At 66.3% G+C, this 18,091-nt stretch carries 18 protein-coding genes; 8 read left to right on the forward strand and 10 right to left on the reverse strand.

The features are described 5' to 3' along the window. The coding region (locus V8683_RS30225; RefSeq protein ID WP_462880723.1) for an aldehyde dehydrogenase family protein at positions 1-1,234 on the reverse strand (1,234 nt) is incomplete at its 3' end. Positions 1,235-1,552: 318 nt separating this feature from the next. On the opposite strand from V8683_RS30225, the gene ppa reads away from it, so the two are divergent. From ppa to V8683_RS30240, 3 genes are all read left to right on the forward strand, one after another. Next, entirely contained in the window at positions 1,553-2,080 is a 528-nt protein-coding gene (ppa, locus tag V8683_RS30230) for an inorganic diphosphatase (RefSeq protein ID WP_411190301.1), read from the forward strand. A 266-nt stretch (positions 2,081-2,346) separates the two neighbouring features. Beyond that, entirely contained in the window at positions 2,347-2,676 is a 330-nt protein-coding gene (locus tag V8683_RS30235) for a type II toxin-antitoxin system RelE/ParE family toxin (RefSeq protein ID WP_411190300.1), read from the forward strand. Then, a complete protein-coding gene (locus V8683_RS30240) occupies positions 2,660-2,962 on the forward strand; it encodes a helix-turn-helix domain-containing protein (RefSeq protein WP_411190299.1) in 303 nt (100 codons plus the stop codon). The genes V8683_RS30235 and V8683_RS30240 overlap by 17 nt, the downstream gene beginning before the upstream one ends. Here the strand turns inward: V8683_RS30240 and V8683_RS30245 are convergent. Together V8683_RS30245 and V8683_RS30250 are read right to left on the reverse strand one after the other, a co-directional pair. After that, complete coding sequence (locus tag V8683_RS30245; RefSeq protein ID WP_411190298.1) at positions 2,955-3,305, reverse strand: GIY-YIG nuclease family protein; 351 nt, start codon at positions 3,303-3,305, stop codon at positions 2,955-2,957. The two genes, V8683_RS30240 and V8683_RS30245, sit on opposite strands and share 8 nt — an antisense overlap. Then, on the reverse strand, positions 3,302-4,474 hold the full coding sequence (locus V8683_RS30250) for a GNAT family N-acetyltransferase (RefSeq protein ID WP_411190297.1): 1,173 nt from the start codon (positions 4,472-4,474) through the stop codon (positions 3,302-3,304). Before V8683_RS30250 ends, V8683_RS30245 begins: the two co-directional genes overlap by 4 nt. Positions 4,475-4,659: 185 nt before the next feature. Here V8683_RS30250 and V8683_RS30255 point away from each other — a divergent pair, with 185 nt between their 5' ends. Together V8683_RS30255 and V8683_RS30260 are read left to right on the forward strand one after the other, a co-directional pair. Further along, positions 4,660-6,732, forward strand: a complete 2,073-nt coding sequence (locus V8683_RS30255; RefSeq protein ID WP_411190296.1) for an NAD(+) synthase — start codon at positions 4,660-4,662, stop codon at positions 6,730-6,732. 84 nt (positions 6,733-6,816) lie between these two features. Further along, a complete protein-coding gene (locus tag V8683_RS30260) occupies positions 6,817-7,155 on the forward strand; it encodes a P-II family nitrogen regulator (RefSeq protein WP_027795598.1) in 339 nt (112 codons plus the stop codon). A gap of 765 nt (positions 7,156-7,920) precedes the next feature. Here the strand turns inward: V8683_RS30260 and V8683_RS30265 are convergent. The 4 genes from V8683_RS30265 to V8683_RS30280 all read right to left on the reverse strand — a co-directional run bounded on the left by V8683_RS30265 (position 7,921) and on the right by V8683_RS30280 (position 11,048). After that, the gene (locus V8683_RS30265; RefSeq protein WP_411190295.1) at positions 7,921-8,703 is read right to left on the reverse strand and encodes an ABC transporter ATP-binding protein; all 783 of its coding nucleotides are present in this window, start codon (positions 8,701-8,703) and stop codon (positions 7,921-7,923) included. Positions 8,704-8,722: 19 nt separating this feature from the next. Next, on the reverse strand, positions 8,723-9,436 hold the full coding sequence (locus V8683_RS30270; protein WP_411190591.1) for an ABC transporter permease: 714 nt from the start codon (positions 9,434-9,436) through the stop codon (positions 8,723-8,725). A 37-nt stretch (positions 9,437-9,473) separates the two neighbouring features. After that, the gene (locus V8683_RS30275) at positions 9,474-10,163 is read right to left on the reverse strand and encodes an ABC transporter permease (RefSeq protein ID WP_411190294.1); all 690 of its coding nucleotides are present in this window, start codon (positions 10,161-10,163) and stop codon (positions 9,474-9,476) included. 108 nt (positions 10,164-10,271) lie between these two features. Then, on the reverse strand, positions 10,272-11,048 hold the full coding sequence (locus V8683_RS30280; protein WP_411190293.1) for an ABC transporter substrate-binding protein: 777 nt from the start codon (positions 11,046-11,048) through the stop codon (positions 10,272-10,274). A gap of 443 nt (positions 11,049-11,491) precedes the next feature. Here V8683_RS30280 and V8683_RS30285 point away from each other — a divergent pair, with 443 nt between their 5' ends. Next, positions 11,492-12,190 (forward strand): pirin family protein, encoded by a 699-nt coding sequence (locus V8683_RS30285; protein WP_411190292.1) that lies wholly within the window; start codon positions 11,492-11,494, stop codon positions 12,188-12,190. Between the two features lie 199 nt (positions 12,191-12,389). On the opposite strand, the gene V8683_RS30290 is transcribed toward V8683_RS30285, so the two are convergent. Beyond that, positions 12,390-12,926 (reverse strand): periplasmic heavy metal sensor, encoded by a 537-nt coding sequence (locus tag V8683_RS30290; protein ID WP_411190291.1) that lies wholly within the window; start codon positions 12,924-12,926, stop codon positions 12,390-12,392. Between the two features lie 235 nt (positions 12,927-13,161). On the opposite strand from V8683_RS30290, the gene V8683_RS30295 reads away from it, so the two are divergent. After that, positions 13,162-13,893: a response regulator gene (locus V8683_RS30295; protein WP_027795591.1), complete on the forward strand. Its 732-nt coding sequence runs from the start codon at positions 13,162-13,164 to the stop codon at positions 13,891-13,893. After that, on the forward strand, positions 13,877-15,199 hold the full coding sequence (locus tag V8683_RS30300; RefSeq protein WP_411190290.1) for an ATP-binding protein: 1,323 nt from the start codon (positions 13,877-13,879) through the stop codon (positions 15,197-15,199). The genes V8683_RS30295 and V8683_RS30300 overlap by 17 nt, the downstream gene beginning before the upstream one ends. 76 nt (positions 15,200-15,275) lie before the next feature. Here the strand turns inward: V8683_RS30300 and V8683_RS30305 are convergent, their stop codons facing one another. Both V8683_RS30305 and V8683_RS30310 read right to left on the reverse strand, forming a co-directional pair. Then, positions 15,276-15,542 carry a double-stranded DNA-specific endonuclease gene (locus V8683_RS30305; RefSeq protein ID WP_027795589.1) on the reverse strand — a complete coding sequence of 89 codons (267 nt, stop codon included), beginning with the start codon at positions 15,540-15,542 and terminating at the stop codon, positions 15,276-15,278. Positions 15,543-15,728: 186 nt separating this feature from the next. Then, on the reverse strand, positions 15,729-17,408 hold the full coding sequence (locus tag V8683_RS30310; RefSeq protein ID WP_411190289.1) for a sensor domain-containing diguanylate cyclase: 1,680 nt from the start codon (positions 17,406-17,408) through the stop codon (positions 15,729-15,731). Positions 17,409-18,091: the final 683 nt, after the last annotated feature.

Consider the following 18,091-nt stretch of genomic DNA (forward strand, 5'->3'; position numbering starts at 1 on the left):
CGTGGGCGCGCCGCGATCGCTCGGGCTGCCCCATTCGTCGGGTTGGCGCGGGCGGGGGGGGGGGGGGGGGGGGGGGGGGGGGCGGGGGGGGGGGGGGGGGGGGGGCCCCCCCGGGGGGGGGGGGGGGGGGGGGGGGGGGGGGGGGGTGGGGGGGGGGGGGGGGGGGGGGCGCGGCCCCCCCCCCCCCCCCCGCCGCCGTGGCGATGCCTTCGTGCGCCGCTTCGTCGAGGAAAGCGCGCACGCGGCGGCGCTGCTTTTCGCTGATGAGCGGCCCGCACTCAAGATCGGCCGAGGCGGGCCCCACGCGCAGCGCTTCGAATGCCGAGGCGAGCCGCGCGAGCAGCGGCTCGTAGGCCGCGCGCTCGATCAGCACGCGGCTGCCTGCCGAGCAGGTTTGCCCGGCGTTTTGCACGATCGCGCCGACAAGAAAAGGCAGCGCCGTATTGAAGTCGGCGTCGGCGAAAACGATTTGCGGGGATTTGCCGCCCAGTTCGAGCGTGGCGGGCACGTGGTTCTCGTTCGCCATCTGCGCGACGAGCTTGCCCGTTTGCGGCGAGCCCGTGAACGAGACGTGGTCGATGCCCGGATGTGCCGCGAGCGCCGCGCCCGCTTCGTGGCCGTAGCCCGTCACGATGTTGAGCGCGCCCGGCGGCAGGCCCGCCTCGTGCGCGAGGGCGGCGACGCGCAGGACCGAGAGGCAAGCGTCTTCGGCGGGCTTCACGACGCACGCGTTGCCGGTCGCGAGCGCGGCACCCACGCTGCGGCCGAAGATCTGCATCGGGTAGTTCCACGGGACGATGTGGCCCGTTACGCCGTGCGGCTCGCGCAGGGTCAGCACCGTGTAGCCTGCCTGGTACGGCAGCGTTTCGCCGTGCAGCTTGTCCGCGGCGCCCGCGTAGAACTCGAAATAGCGGGCGAGCGCGGCGGCGTCGGCACGCGCCTGCTTGAGCGGCTTGCCGGTGTCGCGCGATTCGAGTTGCGCGAGCGTCTCCTGATGTTGTGCGACGAGCGCCGAGAGGCGGCCGAGCGCGCGGCCGCGTTCGGCGGCGCTCAGGGCGCCCCATGCGCCTTCGAATGCGCGGCGGGCGGCGCTCACGGCGGTGTCGACGTCGGCCGCATTGCCGCGCGCGATTCGCGCGAACGTCTCGCCGTCGGAGGGATCGATCACGGCGATCGTTTCGCCGCCTGCCGGCGCGCGCCACGCGCCGTCGATGAAATGCTTCGCTTCGTCCATGCCTGCGCCTCGCTGAAAAGGAAAACGCAAAACGGGAAACGTCGCTGGGCCCGGTCGCTGAGCTGTCGGAGCGCAGGCGGCGCCAGCCGGACCATTATCGCGCTATTCGCAGCGCGCTTCATAGTATTCCTCGTCGCCTTGTCCATGGCCTTGCCGGGGGGCGCCGCGGGGGCGTTGAGGGGGCCGCCGCCCTCGATTGGCTATAATGACGCCATCCTCTAACGTCCGGTTTCCGCGCCGGCGCGCCTTGCCAGCACGGCGCGCACGAGCCAGTTTGCGCGCGGAGTCGCCGGTTTTCCCTCTGAACCGAGAGTGCCCATGAGCTTCGCAAACGTCCCCGCCGGCAAGGATCTGCCGCAAGACTTCAACGTGATCATCGAGATCCCCGCGCAAAGCGACCCGGTGAAGTACGAAGCCGACAAGGATCTGGGCCTGCTCGTCGTCGACCGTTTTGTCGGCACGGGCATGCGCTACCCGGTGAACTACGGCTTCATTCCGCAAACGCTTTCCGGCGACGGCGACCCCGTCGACGTGCTCGTGATCACGCCGTTCCCGCTGCTCGCGGGTTCGGTGGTGCGCTCGCGCGCGCTCGGCATGCTGCAGATGACCGACGAGTCGGGCGTCGACGCCAAGCTGATCGCCGTGCCGCACGACAAGGTCTGCCCGATGACGGCCAACATCAAGTCGATCGACGACGTGCCGCAATACCTGATGGACCAGATCAAGCACTTCTTCGAGCAATACAAGTCGCTCGAGAAGGGCAAGTGGGTCAAGGTGGAAGGCTGGGCCGGCATCGACGCCGCGCACAAGGAAATTACCGAAGGCGTCGCGAACTTCAAGAAGTAAGCAGCCTGTTTGTTCGCCTCGCGCCTGGGCGTGGGGCTGAGGAAAAGCCGCACTAGCCATTCAGGCAGTGCGGCTTTTTTCATTGCGTTGACTCTGCACAAGTCCGCGGAGATGTTCATCCGCTACTTTCTACCGCACACGACCCGGTGAGCACACCGCTGAACGAGCAGTGAAACAGCACTCGTCAGTTAAAGGTGTGCCCTGGGAAATGCTGAACATGGACCGGAAAACTATGCCCGTAACGGGTATAGTTTCGGAGGACGAATATGGCGCGCTTTCTCAAACGGAGGGTTTTTGCGCGGTGGCACGCGAAGGAGAAACTGTCCGATACCGCCTTGTGCAAGGCGGTCAAGGAAATGGAATGCGGTTTTGTCGACGCGAACCTGGGTGGCTTCCTCTACAAGAAACGGGTGGCGCGCCCCGGCGGCGGTGGCAAGCGGGCCGGCTACCGGACTTTGCTGTCGGCCCGGATAGGCAGTCGCTATGTGTTTCTGCACGGGTTCCCGAAAAGCGAAATCGCGAACATCACGCAGGACGAGAAGAAGGCGTTGCAGGCAGGCGTGTTATTGGAGGTGCAATGTGAGCAAGATTGTTGATTCGCTGCGTGGCGACCTGGCCGAGCTCCATGAAGCAGGCTTGGTCGGCAAGGTAACGATGCGCGAGTTCGACGCGATTTGCCCGCCACCCGTACGGGAGTTCAGTGCCGCCGATATCAAGCGTCTGCGCGAAGGCTTGAAGTTTAGTCAGCCGGTGTTCGCGCTCCACCTGCACACCACGGCTTCGACCGTGCGCAAGTGGGAGCAAGGCGAAACCCGGCCCGCCGGCCCGGCGCTCAAGCTGCTCAACGTCATTGCCGACAAGGGGCTGCAGGCCATTATTTGACGGCTGACTCTGTTTTGGCCTCGTCTTCCGCAGGCTCCGCCGCCACCGGCAACACCGACTCAAGCGTGCGCTCACCCGCCGCGAGCGCGCGCTTCTCGCGCGGCGTGAGCCGCTTCACCCAGTATTCGGCGCTCGACGCCTCGGCGCGGCCGGCCAGCTCGAACGAAGCCAGCACCCGCACCGGCTTGCGCGAGCGCGTGTAGCGCGCGCCCGTGCCGCTCGCGTGCTGCGCGAACCGCGCGGCGACATCGGTGGCGATGCCGGTGTAGACGCTGCCATCGGCGCATTCGAGCAGATAGAGGAACCACGGCGCTGAGCGTGTTGTCGCGAGAGAGCGGGTCATGAGCGAAACGGATTGTGCTCGTTCAACTCGTGCACGTAAGCATGAATGTGGTTCGTCTCGCTCGCCAGAAAGCGCGCGACCGCGTCGGCAAAGGCGGGATGCGCGAGCCAGTGCGCGGAGCGCGTGACGGTGGGCATGAATCCGCGCGCCATCTTGTGTTCGCCCTGCGCACCGCCTTCGAACACCGCCAGCCCTTCCTCGATGCAGAATTCCAGCGGCTGATAGTAGGCCGTCTCGAAGTGCAGGCAGGGCACGTGTTCGAGCGCGCCCCAGTAGCGGCCGTACAGGGTGCCGCCGTCGCCATTCTCTCCGCGCTGATAGACCACCAGCGAACTTGCGATCGGCTTGCCGTCGTATTCGGCGATCACGAGCAGGAGGTTCTCCGGCATCGACGCGCCGATCATGCGGAAGAAGTCGAGGTTCAGATAGGGTGTCGAGAAATGCTCGCGGTAAGTCTGCCGGTAGCACCGGCTGAAGAAGCGCCAGTCCTCGTCGCGGATGTCTTCGCCGCGCACGCGCCTCAGGGTCACGCCGGCGTCGCGCACCTTGCGCCGCTCCGCGCGAATGTTCTTGCGCTTCTTTTGTTCGAGCGTCGCGAGGAATTCGTCGAAGTCGCGATAGCCCGGGTTGAGCCAGTGAAACTGCACGCCTTCGCGCTGCATCATGCCGAGATCGGTCAGCGCATTGGCATCCTCCGTGGTGGGAAAGAGCACGTGCAACGACGAGACGTCCGCCTGCTCGGCAAAGGCCAGCAGCGTCGCGGCGAGGTGGCGGCGCGCGGTTTCGTCGGCGGCGATCAGGCGCGTGCCTTGTACCGGCGTGAACGGCACCGCGCAGAGCAGCTTCGGGTAGTACTCGATCCCGTTGCGCTTGTAGGCGTCGGCCCAGGCCCAGTCGAACACGTATTCGCCGTACGAGTGACCTTTCAGATAAACGGGTGCGGCCGCCGCGAGGCGGCCCGTGCGCTCGTCGGTCAGCGTGACGAACTGCGGCGCCCAGCCGGCCTCGGGCGTCGCGCAGCGCGTGGCGTGCAGGGCCGTGAGGAATTCGTGGCGCAAAAAGGGCGTTGGCTGCGCCTGGCGCGCGAGCAGCGCGTTCCATTCGCCCGCATCCACCTCGGCCGGTGAGCCGAGGATGCCCGTGCGATAATTGAGATGTTCCTTGTTCAACGTGCGTGCCTGTCCGATAAGGCTTGCGCGGCGCCAGGACTTCCACTGGGACTCCAGAGGCGCCGCTGCGGCAAACGGTCATGGTAAAGCAAACGTCCCGAACGGGTGAGGGCCGTCGCGCTGGCGTCGGCGCTCGGGCCCGCAATCGACACAGGCCGCCCGCGCGTGCCTCCAGGGTTATCGAAATGAAAGAGCGCTTCTTCAATCTCTACACGCACGGTTTCGCGCGCGTGGCCGTGGGCGTGCCGCGCTGCCGCGTGGCCGATCCGGCGTTCAACGCGGGCGAAACGCTCGCGCTCGCGCGCGAGGCCGCCGAAAGGGGCGCCGCGCTCGTGGCGTTTCCCGAACTGGGTATTTCCGCTTACACCTGCGACGACCTCTTTCACCAGAAGGCGCTGCTCGATGCGTGCGAGCGCGCGCTCGAAACGCTCGTCGAGGCATCGGCCGCGCTGCCGCTCGCGATGATCGTCGGCATGCCGGTGCGCGCGGGCCAGACGCTCTTCAACTGCGCCGTGGTGGTGGCCGGCGGCCGCGTTGCGGGCGTGGTGCCGAAGAGTTATCTGCCGAACTACGGCGAGTTCTACGAGCCGCGCCAGTTCAGCGCCGCCGATTGCGCGCGCACCGATACGGTGCGGCTCGCCGGCGAGGACGTGCCGTTCGGCGCGTCGCTGCTGTTCGACGTGCCGGCCGTGCCGGGCCTGCGCTTTCATGTCGAGATCTGCGAGGACGTGTGGGTGCCGATCCCGCCGTCGTCGTTCGCGGCGCTTGCCGGCGCCTCGGTGCTCGTGAATCTTTCGGCGTCGAACGTGGTGGTCGGCAAGGCCGGCTACCGGCATCAGCTCGTTGCGCAGCAGTCGGCCCGCTGCCTCGCCGCGTATCTCTACACCTCGGCGGGCAAGGGCGAGTCCACGACCGATATGGCCTGGGATGGCCAGGCGCTCGTCTACGAGAACGGCGAGCTGCTCGCCCAGTCGGAACGTTTTCTCGACGATTCTCACCTCATCGTTGCCGATGTCGATCTCGAACGGCTTACGCAGGAACGTATGCGCCAGACCACGTTCGGCGACTCGATTCGCCGTCATTACGACGAGATCGGAAAGTTTCGCGTGATCCGCTGCGAGGTGCCGCAACAAGGCGCGTGGGAGGCGCCGGCGCTGCCGCTCGTGCGCCGCGTCGAACGCTTCCCGTATGTGCCGGCCGACCCGAAGCGCCGCGACGAACGTTGCAACGAGGTCTACAACATCCAGGTGCAGGCGCTCGTGCAGCGGCTTTCGCAGAGCGGCATCAAGAAGGTGGTGATCGGCGTGTCGGGCGGGCTCGACTCGACGCACGCGCTGCTCGTCTGCGCCAAGGCGATGGACCGGCTCGGCCTGCCGCGCGCGAACATCCTCGCGTATACGATGCCCGGCTTCGCGACGAGCGAGCGCACGCTGCGCCAGGCGCGCCAGCTGATGGAGCTGGTGGGTGCCACCGCCGCGGAGATCGACATCCGCAAGAGCTGCATGCAGATGCTCGAAGACCTTGGCCATCCATATTCCGAAGGCAAGGAAAGCTACGACATCACCTTCGAGAACGTGCAGGCCGGCGAGCGCACGAATCATCTATTCCGGCTCGCGAACTTCAATCACGCCATCGTGATCGGGACGGGCGATCTGTCCGAACTGGCGCTCGGCTGGTGCACGTATGGCGTGGGCGATCATATGTCGCACTACAACGTGAACGCGAGCGTACCCAAGACGCTGATCACGCACCTCGTGCGCTGGGTGGCGGAGACCGGGCAGATAGGCGAAAGCGGCTCGGACGTGCTCGAAGCGATTCTCGACACCGACATCAGCCCCGAGCTGATTCCCGGCAAGGCCAACGGCGCGCCCGAGCAGAAAACCGAGAGCGTGATCGGGCCGTACGAGCTGCAGGACTTCAATCTTTACTACACGCTGCGCTTCGGCTTTACGCCCGCGAAGGTCGCGTTTCTGGCGCAGCACGCGTGGGGCGACCGAGAGCAGGGCGCGTGGCCCGAGAACGCGAAGGTCGTACGCAATCAGTACGATCTGGCGGCTATCAAGCGCAATCTGCGTATTTTCCTCGACCGCTTCTTCCGCCAGAGCCAGTTCAAGCGCAGTTGCATCCCGAACGCGCCGAAAGTGGGGTCGGGCGGTTCGCTTTCGCCGCGCGGCGACTGGCGCGCGCCGAGCGATTCCGAGTCCGCGGTCTGGCTGGCGGATCTCGAGCGCGTGCCCGACACGGCGGCGGCGCCGTGAGTGCCGCGCGCGCAGCGTAGAATTCCCGGCATCGCTTACGATTTTTCTACCGACACGACAACCCGATACGAGACGAGGTCCGCCATGAAACGCATTACTGCCGTCATCAAACCGTTCAAGCTCGACGAAGTGCGCGAGGCACTCGCCGAAGTCGGCCTGACGGGCCTGACCGTCACCGAGGTCAAGGGCTTCGGCCGCCAGAAGGGCCACACCGAGCTGTATCGCGGTGCCGAATACGTGGTCGATTTCCTGCCGAAGGTGAAGATCGAAGTGGTGGTCGCGAACGACCAGGCCGACCAGGTGATCGACGCGATCATCGGCGCGGCGCGCACGGGCAAGATCGGCGACGGCAAGATCTTCGTCACCGACGTCGAGCGCGTGATCCGCATCCGCACGGGCGAAGAGAACGAAGCGGCTGTCTGAGCTTCGGCTCGCCGGGCCGCCTGTGCGGCCCGTGCGCTCTTGTGTGCCGCGCGCGAGGACAGGCGCGGGTACACGCTGGTACAAAATACGCCGGCACAAAAAAAATGGTGCGGATCCTTTCGGATACCGCACCAATACGCGCCTCTCGCAGCAGCGTGAAAACGTTGATGTCGCTGTTCTTTGCGCACCCGTTCGATCGGAACGCGTGCCGTTATCCATTCCTTCCGTTGTCCACCCCCGAACGTTCTACCTAAGCACTGCGAAAAGTGTCCGCGCGTGATCGCAGCGGGCAAAGGTCGCACTCGCGGAAAGAGGGCGCTCAAGGGGGATCCAGATGCTTGCCGGGCGGCTGCCGGGCATTCTCCAGGCATCTGAACGAAGCGTCTTGCTGGTCTCCTGACTGATGTTGCTGGTTCTTCTTTGAAGTGAAACTACTTTTTAGCTGTGTTGTTTTGCTACTTTGGTTACTAATTTAGCAAAAAAGAACGACCGTGGCGACCGAAATTATCGGCGTCATTGTGCCCGGCACGCGAAACGCCGGGGTAACGACGCGTAGTGCCTTGTCAGACAAGGGATTTGCGGCGCGCGCGAAGCGGCGCTCAGGATTGCCACTATTGACGCGTCGCGTCGCCGGTAGTAGGACGAAACAGCGGCGGAGCGGTTCTTGAGACGTCGAAAATGTGGGACGTCGGGCGCGGCGGAAGGGCAAAAGAAAAGGCGCCGAAAGCGCCTTGAAGTACGGGTTTGACTACATCGGGTTCCGGCCTACTTGAGGCTGCCCGAAATGAACTGCCGCAGGCGTTCGCTTTTCGGATTGCCGAACACTTCGGACGGGTGGCCCTCTTCCTCGACACGCCCCTGGTGCAGGAACATCACGTGATTCGAGACGTTGCGCGCGAAACCCATCTCGTGCGTGACGACGATCATCGTGCGGCCCTCCTCGGCGAGCTTCTGCATCACCTTCAGCACTTCGCCCACGAGCTCCGGATCGAGCGCCGAGGTGGGCTCGTCGAACAGCATGACGTCCGGGTGCATGGCGAGCGCGCGCGCAATCGCCACGCGCTGCTGCTGGCCGCCCGAAAGATGCGACGGATACTGCTTTTCCACGCGCGGCGCGAGACCCACTTTTTCGAGGTATTCGCGCGCGCGCTCTTCGGCCTCGCGGCGCGGCATGCCCAGCACGTGCACGGGCGCTTCCACGACGTTTTCCAGCACCGTCATGTGGGCCCACAGATTGAAGTGCTGGAACACCATTGCGAGCTTCGTGCGCACGCGCTGCAACTGCTTCGGGTCGGCCGCCTGCAGCGCGCCCGTCCGCCCGTTCTGGCGTGTGAGGACTTCTTCGCCGTCGACGACGATGCGGCCCGCATTGGGCTGCTCCAGAAAATTAATGCAGCGCAGCATCGTGCTCTTGCCGGAGCCGGACGAGCCGATCACGCTGATCACGTCGCCGGCGTTGGCCTGCAGCGAAACGCCTTTGAGCACTTCATGGTCGCCGTACTGCTTGTGCAGGGCATCGACGAACAGCTTTTGCTTCTGGGAATTCATCAAAATCCTCGATGCGGGCTCACTTGCCTTGAGGTCGCAGGTACGCGAGCCAGCGGCGCTCGGCCTGGCGGAACAGCCACACGAGCGTGAACGAAATGGTCAGGTACAGCAGGGCGGCGATGCCGAACGCGGTGAACGTCTGGTAGGTGGCCGAATTGACGTCGCGCGCGATCTTCAGGATGTCCGGCACCGTGGCCGTGAACGCCACGGTGGTCGCGTGCAGCATCAGGATGACTTCATTGCTGTAATAGGGCAGTGCGCGGCGCAGGGCCGAAGGCAGGATCACGCGGCGGTACAGCGTGAACTGCGACATGCCGTAGGCGCGGGCGGCCTCGATCTCGCCATAGGGCGTCGCCTTGATCGCACCGGCGAAGATCTCGGTGGTGTACGCGCAGGTGTTGAGCGTGAACGCGAGCAGCGTGCAGTTCATGCCGCTACGGAAGAATTCGGCCGTGAGTGTGTGGTTACGGACGATGTCGAGGCTGTAGAGGCCGGTGTAGCAGAGCAGCAACTGCACGTAGAGCGGCGTGCCGCGGAAGATGTACGTGTAGAGCCACACGAGCCCCGAGAGCCACTTCCTCTTCGAGACGCGCGCGACCGCGAGCGGCACCGAAAGACAGAAGCCGAGGCCGATCGACACCACGAGCAGCCACAGCGTGATGGCGACGCCCGTGAAGTGATAGCCGTCGGTATAGAGATAGTTGCGCCAGTACTGCTGGATCAACTGGATCAGGTCTTGCATGTTCTTGGCCTTGTTGTTCCGGATCCGCTCAGAGGTCTGCCTTGCGCACGCCCGTGGAGTAGCGGCGGTCCAGATACATCAGCACGAAGTTCGAGACGGTCGTGATGACGAGATAGATCGCGCCCGCGAGCAGCGTGAAGAAGAAAAAGCGCAGGGTGCCCTTACCGGCGTCCTGGCTCGCCTTGACGACGTCGGCAAGACCGATGATCGAAACGAGCGCCGTCGACTTTACGAGCACCTGCCAGTTGTTGCCGATGCCCGGCAGCGCGAAGCGCATCATCTGCGGGAACATGATGCGGCGGAACACCTGCCAGTTCGTCATGCCGTAGGCGTGGCCGGCTTCGAGCTGGCCGCGCGGCACGGCGAGGAAGGCGCCGCGGAAAGTCTCCGTGAAGTACGCGCCGTAGATGAAGCCCAGCACGATCACGCCGGCGACGAACGGATCGATGTCGATCTGGTCCCAGCCGAGCGCGTCGGTGAGGTCGTTCAGCCAGATCTGCAGGCTGTAGAAGAGCAGCAGCATCAGCACGAGATCGGGCACGCCGCGGATCAGCGTGGTGTAGACGGTGCCCGCGCCGCTGGCGACGCGGTTCTTCGAGAGTTTCGCCGCCGCACCGAGGAGCCCGAGCAGGAACGACAGCACGAGCGACAGCACCGAGAGTTTGACGGTCTGCCAGGTGCCGGCGAGGATCAGCGGGCCGTAGCCTTGAAGCAACATAGAAGGGTCCTTGACGAGGCTCGTCACGAAGGCTGTCACTGTATACGAAGCCCGGAACCGGTCCATCGGGTCCCGCCCCGGGCACTGCCGTTCAACGGCGTTTGGTGCTTACTTGCCTTGGTAGATATCGAAATCGAAGTACTGCTTCGCAATCCGGTCGAACGTGCCGTCCTGGTGGATCGACGCCAGCGCCGCGTTGAATTTCGCCTTCAGGTCGGCGTCTTCCTTGCGCAGGCCGATCGCGGTGCCGTCGCCTATCGTTTTCGGGTCTTCCACTGCCGGCCCGGCCCAGGCGTAACCCTTGCCGCGCGGCGTCTTCAGGAACCCGAAGTCCGCCTGGACTTCGTCTTGCAGCGTCGCGTCGAGGCGGCCTGATATCAGGTCCTGATAGACCTCGTCCTGGTTCTGGTACGACACCACGTTTACGCCTTTGGCGGCCCAGTGGGCTTTCGCATAGGCTTCCTGAGTCGAGCCTTGCTCGACGCCGACGGTCTTGCCCTTGAGCGATTCCGGCGTGGGCAGGAGCGGCGAGCCGGCCTTCGCGAGCATGCGCGCGGGGGCGTCGAACATCTTGCCGGAGTAGTCGATCTGCTGGCGGCGCTGGTCGGTGACGCTCAGCGACGACACGATCGCGTCGAACTTGCGGGCCTTCAGCGCGGGGATGATGCTGTCGAGATCGTTTTCGACCCAGACGCACTTGACGTTCATGCGCGCGCACAGCGCCTGGGTCAGGTCCACGTCGAAGCCGACGATCCGGCCGTTGGGCGCCTTCGACTCGAACGGCGGGTAACTGGCGTCCACGCCGATGCGCACGGTCTTCCAATCCCTGGCGGCGGCGCTGCCCGCCACGAGTGCGAGTGCGACGCACACTGCGAACTTCTTCATCTCTCTCCTGATACGGACGATGCGGGCGTGCCTTGGGGCGGACCTCTCGGGGTTGTACCTCGGGGTGGACCTGCAAGGCGCCGCCGACGCGCGGCCGGCCGGCTCGTGGCCGGTTGCCGCCATTTCAGGCGGCCAAAAATGCGGGGTCGGGCGGGTGGCGCGGGACGCCCGGGGCAAGCCGACCGGGCTGCCCGTGCGGCGTGGGCCGCTGGGCGGACGACGCACCGGCCGAAAAGCGCGATATTTTACCCGAAGCCGGGGGGCTGTCAGCCAAACCGGTCAAACCCGGCTAGACAGGCGGGATGGTGGCCGGCTGCGGGAGTCAGGCCGAGCGCGGCGTCCCATTGATGTTGCCGGCGAAACGATCCGGTGCGCGGGTGTGGATTGTCGTGCGCGAGGGTCACCCTTACATTTGGGTATCGAAACGCCACACGGAGATTTTCATGCTGACTATCCGCCATGCCGACGAACGCGGCCACGCCAACCACGGCTGGCTCGACTCGTTCCACAGCTTTTCGTTTGCGGACTACCATGACGAGGAGCATGTCCACTACGGCGCGCTCCGGGTGCTCAACGACGACCGCATCGCGGGCGGCCAGGGGTTCGGCGCGCACGGCCACCGCGACATGGAAATCGTCACCTACGTGCTCGAAGGCGCGCTCGCGCACCGCGACAGCATGGGCAACGGCTCGACGATCCGGCCGGGCGACGTGCAGCGCATGAGCACGGGCACCGGCGTGATGCACAGCGAGTTCAACGGCTCGCGCGAGGACGAGGTCCATCTGCTGCAGATCTGGCTGCTGCCCCGCGAGCGCGGCGGGGCGCCGGGCTACGAGGAGAAGCGCTTCTCCGACGACGACAAGCGCGGCCGCCTGCGTGTGGTGGCGTCTCCCGACGGGCGCGACGGCTCGGTGACGGTGCAGTCGGACGCCTCGATCTACGCGGGGTTGATCGATGGCGCCGAGCGCGCGCAGTACGCCGTGCCTGCCGGACGGCGCGTGTACGTGCATGTTGCACGCGGCGCGCTGGAGGTGAACGGCGAGCGTCTCGGCGCGGGCGACGCGGCCATGATCGAGGCCGAGGAGGCCGTGACGCTCGCGAATGGCGAGAAGGCCGAAGTCCTGCTGTTCGACCTGGCCTGATAGGGCGGTGCGTGCGCCGGCCGTATCGGCCGCACGCCTGACAGGCAAAGAAAAAGCGCCGCGGATCGGCTCCGCGGCGCTTCGCTTTTTGGCGTTCTGGCCGGTGGTCGCTCGGGAGCCGGTTCCGGACCGGCTTTCGACACCGGATCGACCCCAAAATCGACCCCGGGCGGCATAACCGCCGCCCGGGCGCAGGCGCTTACTGCCCAGCCGGCGCCGATGCTGCGCCGTGGTGCTGCTGCCAGTGCTGGCGCATCTTCTCGCGGAACTGCTCCATCTTCGCGAAGTGCTCCTTGAGTGCCGTGCTGACGGTGGTCTTCTGCTGGTCGTTCAGGCCGTTATAGAACGCGAGCCAGGCCTGGGCGCCCTGTCCGCGCAGTTGCGCGCTTTGCTGCTCGGCCTGCTGATGCGCGGCGTGCAGCGCGTTCATGTCGAGGATCGGCTGATTCTTCATCGACTCAAACTGCTGCTTGAGCTGCTCGTGAATCTTGCGCATCTGCTCGTGGTTCTGCTTCATCGTGTCGAGCGCGGCTTGCCACTGCTTTTCCTGATCGGCGTTCAGGTTCAGCTTGTCGTGCAGCTTCTTGAGGCCCATCATGAAGCCGCCGTCATGCATGTGATGCATGCCGGGGCCATCGGGGCCGCCCGGGGGCGGCGTCTGGGCCTGAGCGACGCCCATGGTGAGGGCGAGCGAAGCGGCGGCGATCGCGAGAAAGCGCGAGGTCTTCTTGTACATGGTGATGCTCCTGACAAATCCGTGAAGGGTTTTATCCGGTGAGGCGCGGCGCTCCCTGCAAAGTGCTATTGCCGCATCCGGTGACCCTAGCGTATCGGGCGCCTCTGCCTCGCGTGTTACTTGGCGGCCCCATGTCATTACGCAACATTACTTGAGCCTTTCGCCGTAACACCCCGTAACCCAAAGTGCCCTGCCGTAAGAAAAGGGCATCTGCGTGCGCGTTAAACTTCATCCCATGGCTACTCAAATCCTTGTCGTCGACGACGACCTCGAACTACGCGACCTGCTGCGCGACTATCTGGCGCGCCAGGGAATGGAAGTGTCGGTGCTGCACGACGCCGGCTCGCTGGAGCGGCGCCTCGAGCGCGAGCGTCCCGACCTGATCGTGCTCGACCTCATGATGCCGGGCGTGGACGGGCTGACCGCGCTGCGCAAGCTGCGCGCGTCGGGCGACGACATCCCGGTCATCATGCTCACGGCGCGCGCCGACGACGTGGACCGCATCGTCGGCCTCGAACTCGGTGCCGACGACTATCTCGGCAAGCCGTTCAATCCGCGCGAACTGCTCGCGCGCGTGCAGGCCGTGCTGCGCCGGCGCCGCACGGTGCCGTCGGCGGCGGCGCCGGAGCAGCGCGAACCGTTCACGTTCGGCCGCTTCACGCTCGATTTCCAGTCGCGCACGCTGCAGCAGGAAGGCAAGCCCATCATGCTGTCGGGCAGCGAATTCGCGCTCCTGAAGATTTTCGTGAATCACCCCATGCGCACGCTCACGCGCGAGCGCCTGCTCGAACTGCTGCACGGTCCCGAATACGACGGCACCGACCGCGGTATCGACGTTCAGGTGTGGCGCCTGCGGCGTATTCTCGAAACCGATCCTTCCACGCCGCGCTTCATCCAGACGGTGCGCGGCCGCGGTTACGTGTTCGTGCCGGACGGCGAGCAGGCGAGCCATGCGACGCCCGGTTGATTCGCTGTTCGGGCGGCTCGCGCTGCTTTTCGTCGGCGTTCTCCTGCTCTCTCACGTAGCGTGGTTCGCGCTGATGCGGCTCGACCGCAACCAGATGCAGACGCGTTACGCCGTGGAAGAGGCCGCTTTTCTCGTGGATGCCGTGCGCCAGCACGTCGCGCGCGAGCCTGACCAGCCGCTGCCTTCGCGCGTGCAGCTCGTCGATCCGGCGAGCGCCGTGGTGCCGCCGGACAACGCCAATATTCCCGAACCGCTGCGCCGTTTCGTCGACGAAGTGCGCGACCGCATGCCGTCGGGCACCGACGTGCGCGTCGGTCCACCGGGGCATCCGCCCACGCTTTGGGTGCGCGGCCCGCAGGACGCGCGCTGGATCGTCGTGCCGGTCCAGCCGCTGCGGATCATGCGGCCCGCGATCGACCGCATGATTCCGTGGCTGGTCATTATTTTCTCGGCAGCCGTGATCGCGGCGCTGGTGGCGGCCTGGACGTTGCAAAAGCCGTTGCGCCTGCTGGCGCAGGCCGTGGCGCGCTTCGGGCGCGGCGAGCCGGTGCCGCCGCTGCGCGAGCGGGGCCCGCGCGAACTGCGCCTGCTCACGCACGGCTTCAACCAGATGGTGAAGGAGGTGGAGCGCACCGAGCACGACCGCGCCGTGATGCTGGCCGGCGTGGCGCACGATCTGAAGACGCCGCTCGCGCGTCTGCGCCTGCGCGCCGAGATGATGGACGAAGCCAAGGCGCGCGACGGCGTGGTGCGCGACGTGGAGTCGATGGCGCATATCGTCGACCAGTTCCTGGTGTTCGCGCACGACGGCGCGGACCGCAGCGAGCCGGTCGAGGTGGACGCGCAGTGCGAGCGCATCGTGCGCAATTACCGGACGACGGGGACGGGCGAGAGCGCGTCCATCCAGATGCGGCTTGCCGCCGGCAGCGACTTCCGCCTGCCTGCCGCGACGCTCGACCGGGTGGTGTCGAATCTGCTCGATAACGGGCATGCCTACGGCGCGCCGCCGGTCGTGATCGAAACCTCGTTCGGACCGGACGGCTATACGCTGACGGTGCGCGACCACGGCAATGGCATCGCGGCCCCGGATCTGACGCGCGCGAGCCGGCCGTTCGTGCGGCTCGACCCCGCGCGGGGCGGCAACGGGCATAGCGGCCTGGGTCTTGCGATCGTCGAGCGCCTCGTGCGGCGCGCGGGCGGCGAATTGCAGATCGGCAACGGCGAAGGCGGCGGCCTTGCCGTGCGCATGACGTTTCCGGAGGAAGTGGTGCAGCGCACCGTTGCCGAGGCAGCGCACGCCTGGTGAACGTGTCGCGGCCCGGTGCGGCGGCCTGCGGCGAGGCGCTGCGGTGAAGCGCTGCGGTGAAGCGCGCTGGCGAAAATTACGCGGAGAAGAGCGTGTCGAGTGCCGCTGCCGCTTCGCTGTCGACGGTGTTGTAGGTGACGGTGCCAGCCTCGAAGATGTAGTGCGTCGTGTACCTTCCGAGGCGCGCGAGTATTTCTTCCTGAATCAGCTCGGGCGCGGCGTCGAGTTTCAGATACCAGGCGGTCGAGGACAGGCGCGTCTGGAACGCGCCGTACTCGACCATTAACTGGTCGAATGCGTGAGCATCCTGATCGCGGCAGACGATGACCAGATTTCCCTTCATGCGATACCTCCAGATTGAGCGGAACGGCGCGGTGCTGTGCGCGCTCCTGAGCCAGAGCCTGCCGTGGGGGGCGAACAGGCTCGCATGGCGCGCCGCCGGGTGCGGCGCGGGCGTTCATTCGATGATACCGCGTTGTTTCCCTTCCCCCGGGCGGACCCCGCAGCGAGGCCCGGTTCGAAGTGGCGGCTACCAGGTCTCGGCAGTGGCGCGCGGCGGCGTGGCGCCGTCGGCGGGCATGGCCTCGCAGCGGTCGCGGCCGCCCGCTTTCGCCATATAGAGCGCGAGGTCGGCGCGGCTCATCAGCCGCTCCGGCAGATCCTGGGTCACCGCCAGTTCCGTGATGCCGATGCTCACGCTCAGGTTCGAATCGGCCGGCAGCTCCGGGCAGGCGCTTGTCTTCACCTTCTGGCGCAGCCGCTCGATCACCTCGCGGCCGGTCGAGAGCGAGGTCGCGGGCAGCAGAATGCCGAACTCTTCGCCGCCGAGGCGACCCACGGCGTCGTCGGAGCGCAGTCCGGTCCGGCAGGTTTCCACGAAATGCTTGAGCGCGCGGTCGCCGGCCGGGTGGCCGAAGCGGTCGTTGATCTGCTTGAAGTAGTCGAGGTCGGCGATCGCCATGCACAGGGTCGTGCCGCTCGCGTAGGCGCGCTCGATTTCGCGGCGCAGCAGATCGAGGAAGTAGCGGCGCGAAAGCGCACCCGTGAGCGCATCCACGCGCGCCTCGGCCGCGAGCATCGCATTGGCCGACTGCAACTGCTCGGCGAGGTCGCGGCTCGCGCGGTGCAGCCGCCGCTCGCGCACCCACGACACCGAGATCACGGCCGCGAGCGCCGCCGTGCCCGCGAGCGTCAGGAAGATCAGGATCTGGTCGCGACGGCGGTTCGCGAGCAGTTCGGGCCAGGCGTTCAGCGGATCGACGAGATGCGCCGAGAGCCCGGAATTGAGGCCGCCGCGCCATTCGTAGAGGGCGGGCGCCGGCCGGCCGGGCAGCTCGACCATCTCGGCGGCCTGGGCGCGCGGCATCCAGGGCGCCTCGCCGAGCACGTCCTGCTCGGCCGAGCGCAGCGCGACCTCGGAGAAGCGCTCGCGCAGATAGGTGTTCACCCGGTCGACGGCGTTCATTTCCTCGACGTGGGAGCCTGGCAGCACGAGGCCCTCCAGCGCGCTGTCGTGAGCCATGATGACGACGCCGTTGTTGTCCGAAACGAACGTGCCCGGACGCGTGACCCAGTGCCGTAGCCGCGAGATGCTGACCTTGGCCACCACGGCGCCGACCAGCAAGCCATCGTCGTAAGCGGGCGCGGCGACGAAGATGCCGGGCTCGCCGCTCGACATGCCGACGCCATAGGTTTCCGTGAAGGCGCCGAGCAGGGTATCGCTCAGGTACGCGCGGGCGTGCATGTCCACGCCCACGTAGGAGAGCTTGTCGAGCGCATTGCTCGATGCGATGCAGATGCCGTTGGCATTGACGAGCCAGATGGCGTCGAGGCCGGAGAAACCCTGGGCTTCGTGCAGAAAGCGGTCCACGGAGAGAAGCGCGGGCGTGCTCTGCAGTTCGGTGCGCCGCGCGAGTTCCGTCGACTGGGGCATCGCGGCGTAGCGCGCAGACTCGGCCAGCGCCTTCTCGACCACCTGCGTCTGCGCCATCGTGGCCGGAATCGCGCGCGTCATCGAAAGGTCGCTCGCGATCACTTCGGCCATGCTGTCCACGACCGAGCGCGACACCTGCCGTTGCATGGCGAGCGCCGTATCGAGCTCCTGGCGGACCATGCGGTCGGCAAGCAGACTCGCCACGATCCAGCAGAGAATCGCCACTGCCATGACCCCGAGGGGGCCGGCTGTCTGACGCAAGAGTCTCCGGTTCATCGGCCTTGGGAATCGTGGATGGGCGTGGGGCGGCGACAGGCGGCGCGGCCAGCGGATGCGGCGGGTTTCAGCGCGGTTGCAGTCGCTTTTTGCCGTCGCCTCGCATCCGCCGTCACGCCGCGATTTTACCGCTCGAATCGGGCCCGCGACCCCTCGTTGAGCGGGCCTGACCGCACTTCGGCTGCACTTTTGCGGTAGTTGTGCCGCGGTCTGTCTGCGCTCGGGACTTCGCGCGAGCCGGCTCCGTGCGCTTGTGGCGCGTACGCGACGGCGGGACGGACCCGAGCCCGGGCGCGGGACGGCGGGCGGCTTGCCGGCCGGTTCGAGGCAGGGCGGCCAAAGCGTCGCTGTTCACGAAAGGCGAGGTTGTATCTGTCACAAAGGTTGTGTAGTGTCGTTCCCTTCAAATCAGGGCAAGCCTGCAAAGGTTGCTGCCAGGGCGCAGGTGCCGGGGGACGCCGGTAGCTGCGCACAGTGTGTGCGGCGGCGCCCACGCCGCACGCTTGATCAACGCCAACGAGTATTTGTGCCCATGCGCCTTGCCTTCCTCGATTTGTCACAGCCGGGCCGTGAGCCCGGTATCGATGCGAATTGCACTACGCTCCGCCAGGGAGACGCCTGAATGGACTTCGGCTTCAACCTGAACCGCACGGCCAACGCTTCGGCGTGGCGCGTGCTGCCCA

This window comes from Paraburkholderia sp. AV2, from assembly GCF_054968425.1.